The organism is Pseudomonas sp. S1(2024) (assembly GCF_046557535.1).
The window spans coordinates 117,640-128,134 of record NZ_JBKGFP010000007.1; the positions used below are offsets into that span (position 1 = coordinate 117,640).

The window sequence follows — 10,495 nt, forward strand, 5'->3', positions numbered from 1 at the left end:
ATGGCCAAGCTCTTTGGCCCGCTTTTCCTGTACCGGCCTCTTCGCGGGCGCGCCCGCTCCCACAGGTATCCCACAACACTGGGGAGTTGTGCAGATCCTGTGGGAGCGGGCAAGCCCGCGAAGAGGCCGGTACAGCTCAACCGCGGAAGTGACTGGGCGCGACGCCACTCCAACGCTGGAAGGCATGCCGAAAACTGGCGGTCTCGCTGAACCCCAGGCACTCGGCAATCCGATAGATCGGCATCTGCTCATCAGCCAGCAACTGCTTGGCCCGCTCGAACCTCAGTTCATCCAGCAGCTGTTGATAACTGCTGCCCAACGCCTGCAAATGCCGGCGCAGGGTGCGCGATGAGCAGTTCATCTGCCGCGCCAGCCCTTCCAGCCCGGGCGCTGCATCCAGTTGCTGCGCCAGCAGTTGGCGAATCCGCCCCAGCCAGGCCTGGCGGCCGGTGAATTCCAGGTTCAGGCGTCGGCAGCGTTCGCTCATGGCCTTGTGGGTAATCGGGTCGGCCAGCGGCAGTGGCGTGTCCAGCCAGCGCCGTTCGAAGGCAAAGGCATTGTCCTCGGCGTCGAAACCGACCGGGCACTGGAATGCCCCGGCATAGAGTGCGTGGTAACCGGGCCGTGGGTGTTCGAAACGGGCTGCCAGCAGGGGCAGCGGGCGGCCGAGCAGGTCGTCGCAGATGACCTTAAGCGACACCAGGCAGAACTCGGCGTTGAAGGCGGTCAGCGTCGGGCTGTCGTGGTAGTCGCTGGCGCTGAACCAGACGCGCTGGCCGTCGTCGAGCAAACGCAGCTTGAAGACTGTTCCCAGCAGTGCCGGATACTGCAGCGCCAGGCGCAAGGCGTCACCCAAAGTGGCACTGGAGAGCAGGGCGTAACCGAGCATGCCGTAGCACGACACATGCATGCGCTGGCCCAGCTCCAGGCCTATATCTTCGCGTCGGGCAACGGCGTTGGCGCACACCTGCAGTTCCTGCTGGGTGGTGATACGCGCATCGGCATGGCCCAGGTCTGCCGGGCCGATGCCGCTGCCGGCCAGCAGCGCCGACGCCTCGCAACCGTCTGCCTGGAAGACGTTGAGGATCAGCGAAACCGCGTTGAGGGTGGTCAGGTGGCTGTGCAGCATGCTGGGTAATCCCGTTGGCCTGGGACGCATTATGGAGCAAGTTGTGTGCCGATGTTCGGGGGGGCGCTCTGCGGCCCTATCGCGACACAAGGCCGCTCTCACATTGGCCGGTGTTCGCAGGGCTCTTGTAGGAGCGGCCTTGTGTCGCGATGGGCTGCAAAGCAGCCCCAAAATCCTTCAGGCAAAAAAAAGGCCCGAAGCATAGGCTCGGGCCTTGGAAAGGTTGAGAGGTGTCTAGTCCCTCGACCTGGTGAGACTGTTTACAGCGGCCTGGTTACGCCTTCAGCGGAACCAGGCGGGGAGCGATCATGTTTTCCGGACGCAGGATGTCGTCGAGCATCGCGTCGTCCAGCAGCTTCTCTTCACGCACCAGTTCCAGTACGCCGCGGCCGGTTTCCAGGGCAACGCGGGCGATACGGGTGGCGTTTTCGTAGCCGATGTACGGGTTCAGTGCGGTGACCAGGCCGATCGAGTGCTCGACCAGTTCACGGCAGCGCTGTTCGTTGGCGGTGATACCGACGATGCAGTGCTCGCGCAGCATGTCCATGGCACGTTGCAGCAGGCGGATCGAGTCGAAGATCTTGTAGGCGATCAGCGGCTCCATCACGTTCAGCTGCAGCTGGCCACCTTCGGCGGCGACGGTCAGGGCCAGGTCGTTGCCCATGATGGCGAAGGCCACCTGGTTGACGGCTTCCGGGATAACCGGGTTGACCTTGCCTGGCATGATCGAACTGCCTGGCTGACGCGCTGGCAGGTTGATTTCGTTGATGCCGGTGCGTGGGCCGCTGGACAGCAGGCGCAGGTCGTTGCAAATCTTCGACAGCTTGACTGCAGTACGCTTGAGCATGCCGGAGAACAGTACGAAGGCGCCCATGTCGGAGGTGGCTTCGATCAGGTCGGCAGCCGGTACCAGCGGTTGGCCGCTGATGGCAGCCAGGCGCTGTACGGCCAGGGCCTGGTAGCCAGGGTCGGCGTTGATGCCGGTACCGATGGCGGTACCGCCCAGGTTGATTTCGGTCAGCAGTTCCGGGGCCAGCGAGCGCAGGCGCTGCAGGTCTTCGGTCATGGTGGTGGCGAAGGCACGGAATTCCTGGCCCAGGGTCATCGGTACGGCGTCCTGCAGCTGGGTACGGCCCATCTTCAGTACGTGGTCGAACTCTTTACCCTTGGCAGCGAAGGCCTGGATCAGGCTGTCGAGGCTGGCCAGCAGCGCGTCGTGGCCCAGCAGCAGGCCCAGGCGGATAGCCGTCGGGTAGGCGTCGTTGGTCGACTGCGCCATGTTCACGTCGTTGTTCGGGTGCAGGTACTGGTACTCACCCTTCTGGTGGCCCATGGCCTCCAGCGCAACGTTGGCGATCACTTCGTTGGCGTTCATGTTGGTAGAAGTACCAGCACCGCCCTGGATCATGTCCACCACGAACTGGTCGTGGTAATCGCCTTTGATCAGGCGGGCGCAGGCTGCGGTGATGGCAGCGTGCTTGGCATCGCTCAGGTGGCCCAGCTCACGGTTGGCGTCAGCAGCAGCCTGCTTGACCATGGCCAGGGCCACGACCAGCTTCGGATAGTGCGACAGCGGAACACCGGAGAGGTGGAAGTTGTTGGCAGCGCGCAGGGTCTGGATGCCGTAGTAGGCATCTGCAGGAACTTCAAGGGTACCCAACAAATCTTTTTCGACGCGGAACGATGCAGCGGAGGACATGATGTATATCATCTCGATTTTGACCCGGCACATGCCGGAATGGCGCCAATCCTAGGCCTGAAGGTGATTTTGCGGCCAATGCTGTTGCACGCTAACCTATGCACAAACGGCATAGTGTTTCATGTGACGCCAATTGATATTCGAGCGTGTTCCATTTTGGTGCACGCCAGGAGATGTGCTTCGTGAACCTTGAAAGCAAATGGCTGGAAGACTTCAGCGCGCTGGCTGCGACCCGCAGTTTTTCCCAGGCTGCAGAGCGGCGTTTCGTTACCCAACCTGCCTTCAGCCGGCGTATACGCAGTCTGGAAGCAGCTTTGGGCCTGCAATTGGTGAATCGTTCCCGCACGCCGATCGAACTGACCGAGGCCGGGCAGCTGTTTCTCGTCACCGCGCGTACTGTTGTCGACCAATTGAGCGAAATTCTCCGCCATTTGCATCACCTGGAGGGCGGGCAGGGTGAAGTGGTACAGGTGGCCGCTGCACACTCGCTGGCGTCGGGCTTTTTCCCGCGTTGGGTGGCCCAGTTGCGCAACGATGGTTTGAACATCGCCACCCGCCTGGTTGCGACCAACGTCGGAGATGCCGTGCATGCATTGCGTGAAGGTGGCTGCGACCTGATGCTGGCCTTCTATGACCCGGATGCCGCCTTGCAGATGGATGCCGAAATCTTCCCGTCGCTGCACATGGGCACCACTGAAATGTTGCCGGTGTGCGCCGTGGATGCTGACGGCAAGCCGTTGTTCGACCTGGAAGGCGAGGGCAGTGTGCCGCTGCTGGCGTATACCGCCGGCGCTTTCCTCGGTCGGTCGGTCAATTTGCTGCTGCGCCAGCGAAACCTGCGCTATACCACCGTCTACGAAACCGCCATGGCCGACAGCCTCAAGAGCATGGCGTTGGAGGGCATGGGCATCGCCTGGGTGCCGCGCCTGTCGATGCGTGGCGAACTGGAGCGGGGCGAACTGGCGATCTGCGGCGGCAGCCAGTGGCATGTGCCACTGGAAATTCGTCTGTACCGCTGCGCACTGGTGCGCAAGGCCAACGTCCGCTTGTTGTGGCGCAAGCTTGAGTCGTCAGGCGCACAAGGTGAGGCTTCAGTTTGAGTTGTATTTCAAGTAGTCCGCGATATTCGCGCGATTCTTGTCGCTGTAGCGGTAGCAATTGGATCGGGCCGGTACACGGGGGTGGGTGTACGTTTCACACACCCAGCCATTGAATTTCAGTTCGGCATCTTCGTGCGTGGCGCCTAGCAAATGACCGATTTCATGGGCTGGAGCACCGTATGCACCTACCGATGCTATAGCCGTGTTTTGCTTCTGATAGGCAAGGCCGGCGTTGTAGTTCAGGCCGCTGTGATCATAGCTGTTGCGCGTCAGCAGCAGTTGTTTATCCATAAAGGAAAAGGATGGGTGGCGCTGTTGTTCATGCAGTTGCCGGGTGAAGGCCTCGAGTAGTTGAGCGGACGGCATTCCTGCATAAGCAATATCGGTAATGTGTTCTACCTCGCGTTGAAATATGACCTCGATGGACTGTTGGCTGAAACTGCGCATCTCGTCCAGCCAATGCTGAAAGAAGTCCTTGTTCAATTGCTCATTGCTCATGTCGGCAAGGTCGTCGTGAACATAGACGGTGACGGTAAGCGAGCGGGCAGCAGAAGCAGCTGGCAGTTGCAAGCTGAGTACCAGGCCACACGAAAGCGCGAAGAGGCGTGAAACACTCATATGTACGTACCTGAATTTTCGAGATCGGGGATACAAGCGTCTGGTATTCGTCGACCCAGAGGCGGCAGGAAAAAGTTGTCCTGCGAGACAGCTTGCCCTTTGATCCGACATGTGCTTGCGGGGGTGGGCGCAGGGCCTTGAAATACGCTACAATCCCGCGCCTTCGGCCGACCTGGTCGATTTAGAATCCGTATGACAAGCCACGCCGGCCCACCTGCGTGGCTTGTTGCTTTTAGCGCGCCAGAAGGCGCTTGCAGGAGAGGCTCGACGATGAGTGCACTGGTTGGCGTGATCATGGGCTCCAAGTCCGATTGGTCCACCCTTAGCCACACCGCCGATATGCTGGAAAAACTCGGCATTCCCTACGAGGTGAAGGTGGTTTCCGCCCACCGTACCCCGGATCTGCTGTTCCAGTATGCCGAGGAGGCTGAGGGTCGTGGCATCGAGGTGATCATCGCCGGTGCCGGTGGCGCTGCCCACCTGCCAGGCATGTGCGCCGCCAAGACCCACCTGCCGGTGCTGGGTGTGCCCGTGCAATCGTCGATGCTGTCGGGTGTCGATTCGCTGCTGTCGATCGTGCAGATGCCAGCCGGCGTGCCGGTTGCCACCCTGGCCATCGGTCGTGCCGGTGCGGTCAACGCGGCGCTGCTGTCGGCCAGCATCCTCGGCGCCAAGTACCCGCAGTACCACGCGGCGCTCAAGCAGTTCCGCACGGAACAGACCGACACCGTGCTGGACAACCCAGACCCGCGCCAGGCTTGAGGCTCAACCCATGAAGATCGGTGTAATCGGTGGCGGCCAGCTGGGCCGCATGCTGGCCCTGGCGGGTACCCCGCTGGGCATGAACTTCGCCTTCCTCGACCCGGCGCCGGACGCCTGCGCTGCGCCGCTGGGCGAGCACCTGCGTGCCGACTACGGCGACCAGGACCACCTGCGCCAGCTGGCCGACGAAGTCGACCTGGTCACCTTCGAGTTCGAAAGCGTCCCGGCCGAGACCGTGGCCTTCCTCTCGCAGTTCGTGCCGGTGTACCCCAGCGCCGAAGCGCTGCGCATCGCCCGTGACCGCCTGTTCGAAAAGAGCATGTTCCGCGACCTGGGTATCCCTACCCCAGCCTTCGCCGACATCCTCTCGCAGGCCGACCTGGACGCCGCGGTGGCCAGCATCGGCCTGCCGGCCGTGCTGAAAACCCGCACCCTGGGTTACGACGGCAAGGGCCAGAAGGTGCTGCGCACGCCTGAGGACGTGGTCGGTACCTTTGCCGAGCTGGGCAGCGTACCTTGCCTGCTGGAAGGCTTTGTGCCGTTCACCGGCGAAGTGTCGCTGGTGGCCGTGCGTGCCCGTGATGGCGAAACCCGCTTCTACCCTCTGGTGCACAACACCCACGAAAGCGGCATCCTGCGCCTGTCGGTCGCCAGCCAGGCGCACCCGCTGCAGGCCCTGGCCGAAGACTACGTCGGCCGTGTGCTGCAAAAGCTGGATTACGTAGGCGTCATGGCCTTCGAGTTCTTCGAAGTGGACGGTGGCCTGAAGGCCAACGAAATTGCCCCGCGCGTGCACAACTCAGGGCACTGGACCATCGAAGGCGCCGAATGCAGCCAGTTCGAGAACCACCTGCGCGCCGTCGCTGGCCTGCCGCTGGGCTCGACCGCCAAGGTCGGCGAGAGCGCGATGCTCAACTTCATCGGTGAAGTGCCGGCGGTGGAAAAGGTAGTTGCCATCGGTGACTGCCACCTGCATCACTATGGCAAGGCGTTCAAGGCCGGTCGCAAGGTTGGCCACGCCACCCTGCGCTGCCACGACATGGCCACCCTCGAGCGCAAGATTGCCGAAGTAGAAGCCCTGATCGGCAACTGATCGAACTTCTACCAGCGGCTTGCCCTCTGAAATGGCAACGAGCCAAAGCGCTGTCTAGGCTTTGGCTTGTTCCATCTTCACTGCAGAGGGATTGCCATGGGTATCATTGGAACCATCTTCATCGGCCTCATCGTTGGCCTGCTGGCCCGCTTCATCAAGCCGGGCGACGACAGCATGGGCTGGATCATGACCATCTTGCTGGGGATTGCCGGCTCCCTGCTGGCCACCTACGGCGGCCAGGCACTGGGCATCTATCAGGCCGGGCAGGCTGCGGGATTCCTTGGCGCGCTGGTCGGTGCCGTGATCCTTCTGGTGATTTACGGATTCATCAAGAAGCGCTGATTAGTGGTTAGAATGCCCGGCAATTCATTGGAGTTGCCGAGCATTTTCATGCGTGCCTTTTTCCTCGCCCCACTGTTGCTGGCCAGCGCCCTGGCCCATGCCGAACTGCCTGAAACCGACTGGCTGGAGCTGATGCCCGAGTCTGACCAGCAGGCGCTCGAGCAAATGCCCGAAATCGACCACAACTCGCCGGAAGCGATGGGTACCTTTACCGACAAGGGCGGCCTGAAGCAGAGCAAAGGCCTGCCGGCGGTGATGTACTCGACCAAGACGGTGGCGGCCATGAATGGCAAGGATATTCGCCTTGGGGGCTACCCGGTGCCGCTGGAGAGCGACGCCAAGGGCAACAGCACGCTGTTCTTCCTGGTGCCGTACCCGGGCGCGTGCATCCATGTTCCGCCGCCACCGCCGAACCAGCTGGTGCTGGTGCGCTATCCGAAGGGTCTGAAGATCGATGATATCTACACACCGCTGTGGGTCAGCGGCAAGCTGAAGGTGGAGAAGGTCAGCAATGACCTGGCCGATGCGGCCTATGCGCTGGATGCCGGGAAGGTGAGGGTGGTGGAGGACGCAGACCTCTGATCGCCTGCACTGGCCTCTTCGCGGTCAAGCCCGCGAAGAGGCCCGCATAGGCACTGCAAGACTCAGATCATTTCACAGCCAATCCTGACCCCCAGCGAGCTGCTGCCCCCAGGCTTCAATTCCACCAAGTCATCCCACACATTCGCCGTCTCGATGCACAGCATCCGCTGCCACCCATCGTCGGCCATGTCTGGCAGTTCCCTGGCCCGTTCAGTCCAAGGGTTCCAGATCACCGCCGAGCGCGACCCACTGCTGGTCAAGGTAATGCGCCGCTTCCAGTGCGGGTCGACGATGCTCAGGGTTTGCGGGGTCGCCAGGTAGATCCGGTCAGTCTCCCCGGCAAACGCCAGCGGCCCCTTCTGCTGGCACTGCTCCCAGTCAGCCAGGGTCTCGATATAGCTCAGCCCCTCCACCCCTTCGACCCGCGCCTGGCGAACGTCACTGACCGCGAAGTAGCTGTGCAGGGCCTGGCTGATGGTCACGGGGGTATTGCCCATGTTGCGGCTGGTCAGGTTCAGCTGCAGGTCCTCGCCCAGCTCCACTACCAGCTTCAGCTCGACGTCATGAGGCCAGCCAGGCAGGTCACCCTGCGCTTCCGGCAGTTCGAATTCGATGCGCAGGCCTTCGCCCGCCTCCTCGATACCCAGCAATTGCCAGTCGCGCGCGCGCGCCAGGCCGTGGGCGGGTGCCTGTTCGCCGTGGTACATGGCCTGCACGGCCTGGGGGTTGCGCTGCAGGTTGCCGAACCACGGCCAGCACACCGGCACACCGGCGCGTACCGACTTGCCCTTACGGAAGATGGCCTGGTCGCTCAGCCACAGCAGCGGTGGCTGGCCAACGCGCTGGTAGCTGAGGATCTGCGCGCCCTGCTGGGCGATCAGTAGTTCGGCGTGGTCACTGCTGATACGCCAGCAGTTGAGTTCGCCATGTTGCTCGGTTACGACCTGGAAGGTAGCCATTGCATTCATCTCATTGATTGCCAGTGGGCCTTGGACCCGGGCACATGCAATGAGTTTACCGCCGGCGTGGCTCAGCGACGAGGTACGGAGCGGGTGCGGCCACTGCCGTCGATGGCGACGAAGACGAAGACTGCTTCGGTGACCTTGCGCCATTCGCTGGACAGCGGGTCGTCGCTCCACACTTCGACCATCATCTGGATCGAGCTGCGGCCGATTTCCAGGGTCTGGGTATAGAACGATAGCTGCGCGCCGACGGCGACCGGGACCAGAAAGGCCATGCGGTCGATGGCCACGGTGGCCACACGGCCGCCGGCGACACGGCTGGCCATGGCGGTGCCGGCCAGGTCCATCTGGGCGACCAGCCAGCCGCCGAAGATGTCGCCAAACCCGTTGGTTTCGCGCGGGAGTGCGGTGATCTGCAAGGCCAGGTCGCCTTGCGGGATTGGATCTTCTTGTTCGAGCTCAATCATGCGATGGGGCCTCTGACCCGTGACGCTTTTCGTTGGTGTGGCGCAAAGGCCGGGTAAACGATTCAGCTTGAAACATACTACGCCGATTTCGTTTCACTGGGCGGCCGTAGGGAAACTCTGCGAAACCGCCTGACAGTAATGACCGGCGTTTTCGCACAACATCCCACGTTAGGAGCAACCTTTTCCTACGAAGTGCCAGTATATAGAGCATAACGGCCAGCGACGACCGCGCATTCATGAATATGTGTAGGGATTTTGTATCGCTTTCGGCGCAGCTCAGCAATTTGCTATCTTCGCCTGTCTCCCAATCCAGAAGCCGCATGCCAAGCGGCCTGCATGCCCACAAAGAGAACAATGAGCGATGACCTCCGTGCCGAGCAGTATCGAGCAGCCTTCGCGGCCGCTGACCCGCAGTGACTACAAGACCCTCTCACTGTCCGCCCTGGGCGGCGCGCTGGAGTTCTACGACTTCATCATTTTCGTGTTCTTCGCCACAGTGGTCGGCAAGCTGTTCTTCCCGGCTGACATGCCCGAATGGCTGCGCCTGATGCAAACCTTTGGCATTTTCGCCGCCGGCTACCTGGCGCGGCCGCTGGGCGGCATCATCATGGCCCACTTCGGTGACCTGCTCGGGCGCAAGAAGATGTTCACCCTGAGCATCTTCATGATGGCCCTGCCAACGCTGATCATGGGCCTGCTGCCCACCTATGCACAGATCGGCATGTGGGCGCCGATCCTGTTGCTGCTGATGCGCGTGATCCAGGGGGCGGCCATTGGCGGGGAGGTACCGGGCGCCTGGGTATTCGTGTCCGAGCACGTGCCAGAGCGCAACACCGGCTACGCCTGCGGCACCCTCACCGCAGGGCTGACCGCGGGTATCCTGCTTGGCTCGCTGGTGGCGACCCTGATCAACAGCGTCTACAGCGCACAGGAAGTGGCCGATTACGCCTGGCGTATCCCGTTCCTGCTTGGCGGTGTATTCGGCCTGTTCTCGGTGTACCTGCGCCGTTGGCTGCACGAAACCCCGGTGTTCGCCGAGATGCAGCAGCGCAAGGCGCTGGCCGAGGAGCTGCCGTTGCGCGCGGTGCTGCGTGACCATCGCGGCGCGATCATCCTGTCGATGCTGCTGACCTGGATGCTGTCAGCCGCCATCGTGGTGCTCATCCTGATGACTCCGGCGCTGCTGCAGAGCATCTACCACATCAGCCCAACCGACTCGCTCAAGGCCAACAGCCTGGCCATCGTGCTGCTCAGCTTCGGCTGCATCGGCGCTGGCAGCCTGGCCGACCGCTTCGGCGCGGGCCGGGTGTTCGTGATCGGCAGCCTGCTGCTGCTGGCAACCTCCTGGACCTTCTACCACAGCCTGCCGACCCGGCCCGAGCTGCTGTTCCCGCTGTATGCAGTGACCGGCCTGTGCGTGGGCGTGATTGGCGCGGTGCCTTATGTGATGGTCAAGGCGTTCCCGGCGGTGGTGCGCTTCAGCGGGCTGTCGTTCTCGTACAACGTGGCCTACGCGATCTTTGGCGGGCTGACACCGATGGTGGTGACTGCGCTGCTGAAAGTGAGCCCGATGGCGCCGGCCTACTATGTGGCGGGGCTGTGTGCCGTTGGTCTGGTCGTGGGTCTGTACCTGCTCGCCAACAAGCGCTGATCTACGCCAGGGCTACTGGCCTCTTCGCGGGCACGCCCGCCCCCCTCCAAGTCCACACACTTCCGCTGGAGCCGGCGTGGTCTCCGAAAG

The 10,495-nt window shown here is 62.3% G+C and carries 11 protein-coding genes; 6 read left to right on the top strand and 5 right to left on the bottom strand.

Annotation, left to right across the window (positions count from 1 at the left end; translation table 11 throughout):
- Nucleotides 1–136: 136 nt before the first annotated feature.
- Nucleotides 137–1,129 carry an AraC family transcriptional regulator gene (locus ACLCGK_RS05355; protein ID WP_410951445.1) on the bottom strand — a complete coding sequence of 331 codons (993 nt, stop codon included), beginning with the start codon at nt 1,127–1,129 and terminating at the stop codon, nt 137–139.
- Nucleotides 1,130–1,403: 274 nt separating this feature from the next.
- Nucleotides 1,404–2,828 (bottom strand): aspartate ammonia-lyase, encoded by a 1,425-nt coding sequence (gene aspA, locus ACLCGK_RS05360; RefSeq protein WP_003260072.1) that lies wholly within the window; start codon nt 2,826–2,828, stop codon nt 1,404–1,406.
- 182 nt (nt 2,829–3,010) lie between these two features.
- Here aspA and ACLCGK_RS05365 point away from each other — a divergent pair, with 182 nt between their 5' ends.
- Nucleotides 3,011–3,928, top strand: coding sequence for a LysR substrate-binding domain-containing protein (locus tag ACLCGK_RS05365; RefSeq protein ID WP_013974829.1), 918 nt, complete (start codon nt 3,011–3,013; stop codon nt 3,926–3,928).
- On the opposite strand, the gene ACLCGK_RS05370 is transcribed toward ACLCGK_RS05365, so the two are convergent.
- Complete coding sequence (locus ACLCGK_RS05370; protein ID WP_410951446.1) at nt 3,920–4,546, bottom strand: hypothetical protein; 627 nt, start codon at nt 4,544–4,546, stop codon at nt 3,920–3,922. The genes ACLCGK_RS05365 and ACLCGK_RS05370 overlap by 9 nt on opposite strands.
- Nucleotides 4,547–4,816: 270 nt before the next feature.
- On the opposite strand from ACLCGK_RS05370, the gene purE reads away from it, so the two are divergent.
- From purE to ACLCGK_RS05390, 4 genes are all read left to right on the top strand, one after another.
- Nucleotides 4,817–5,308 carry a 5-(carboxyamino)imidazole ribonucleotide mutase gene (gene purE, locus ACLCGK_RS05375; protein ID WP_003253304.1) on the top strand — a complete coding sequence of 164 codons (492 nt, stop codon included), beginning with the start codon at nt 4,817–4,819 and terminating at the stop codon, nt 5,306–5,308.
- Between the two features lie 10 nt (nt 5,309–5,318).
- Nucleotides 5,319–6,401 (top strand): 5-(carboxyamino)imidazole ribonucleotide synthase, encoded by a 1,083-nt coding sequence (locus ACLCGK_RS05380; protein WP_013974827.1) that lies wholly within the window; start codon nt 5,319–5,321, stop codon nt 6,399–6,401.
- A gap of 96 nt (nt 6,402–6,497) precedes the next feature.
- Nucleotides 6,498–6,743: a GlsB/YeaQ/YmgE family stress response membrane protein gene (locus ACLCGK_RS05385; RefSeq protein ID WP_003260079.1), complete on the top strand. Its 246-nt coding sequence runs from the start codon at nt 6,498–6,500 to the stop codon at nt 6,741–6,743.
- A 48-nt stretch (nt 6,744–6,791) separates the two neighbouring features.
- Nucleotides 6,792–7,325 (top strand): DUF3299 domain-containing protein, encoded by a 534-nt coding sequence (locus ACLCGK_RS05390; protein WP_371033897.1) that lies wholly within the window; start codon nt 6,792–6,794, stop codon nt 7,323–7,325.
- 62 nt (nt 7,326–7,387) lie between these two features.
- On the opposite strand, the gene ACLCGK_RS05395 is transcribed toward ACLCGK_RS05390, so the two are convergent.
- Both ACLCGK_RS05395 and ACLCGK_RS05400 read right to left on the bottom strand, forming a co-directional pair.
- Complete coding sequence (locus tag ACLCGK_RS05395; RefSeq protein WP_085721310.1) at nt 7,388–8,284, bottom strand: D-hexose-6-phosphate mutarotase; 897 nt, start codon at nt 8,282–8,284, stop codon at nt 7,388–7,390.
- A 71-nt stretch (nt 8,285–8,355) separates the two neighbouring features.
- The gene (locus ACLCGK_RS05400; protein WP_003253317.1) at nt 8,356–8,754 is read right to left on the bottom strand and encodes an acyl-CoA thioesterase; all 399 of its coding nucleotides are present in this window, start codon (nt 8,752–8,754) and stop codon (nt 8,356–8,358) included.
- Between the two features lie 361 nt (nt 8,755–9,115).
- On the opposite strand from ACLCGK_RS05400, the gene ACLCGK_RS05405 reads away from it, so the two are divergent.
- Nucleotides 9,116–10,405 carry an MFS transporter gene (locus tag ACLCGK_RS05405; RefSeq protein WP_003258167.1) on the top strand — a complete coding sequence of 430 codons (1,290 nt, stop codon included), beginning with the start codon at nt 9,116–9,118 and terminating at the stop codon, nt 10,403–10,405.
- Nucleotides 10,406–10,495: the final 90 nt, after the last annotated feature.

Bases quoted from the DNA above. Each gene is read 5' to 3' on its own strand.
- ACLCGK_RS05370 (WP_410951446.1), bottom strand. From the start codon at position 4,546: ATGAGTGTTTCACGCCTCTTCGCGCTTTCGTGTGGCCTGGTACTCAGC.
- aspA (WP_003260072.1), bottom strand. From the start codon at position 2,828: ATGTCCTCCGCTGCATCGTTCCGCGTCGAAAAAGATTTGTTGGGTACC.
- ACLCGK_RS05380 (WP_013974827.1), top strand. From the start codon at position 5,319: ATGAAGATCGGTGTAATCGGTGGCGGCCAGCTGGGCCGCATGCTGGCC.
- ACLCGK_RS05355 (WP_410951445.1), bottom strand. From the start codon at position 1,129: ATGCTGCACAGCCACCTGACCACCCTCAACGCGGTTTCGCTGATCCTC.
- ACLCGK_RS05405 (WP_003258167.1), top strand. From the start codon at position 9,116: ATGACCTCCGTGCCGAGCAGTATCGAGCAGCCTTCGCGGCCGCTGACC.
- ACLCGK_RS05385 (WP_003260079.1), top strand. From the start codon at position 6,498: ATGGGTATCATTGGAACCATCTTCATCGGCCTCATCGTTGGCCTGCTG.
- ACLCGK_RS05395 (WP_085721310.1), bottom strand. From the start codon at position 8,284: ATGGCTACCTTCCAGGTCGTAACCGAGCAACATGGCGAACTCAACTGC.
- ACLCGK_RS05400 (WP_003253317.1), bottom strand. From the start codon at position 8,754: ATGATTGAGCTCGAACAAGAAGATCCAATCCCGCAAGGCGACCTGGCC.
- ACLCGK_RS05390 (WP_371033897.1), top strand. From the start codon at position 6,792: ATGCGTGCCTTTTTCCTCGCCCCACTGTTGCTGGCCAGCGCCCTGGCC.
- purE (WP_003253304.1), top strand. From the start codon at position 4,817: ATGAGTGCACTGGTTGGCGTGATCATGGGCTCCAAGTCCGATTGGTCC.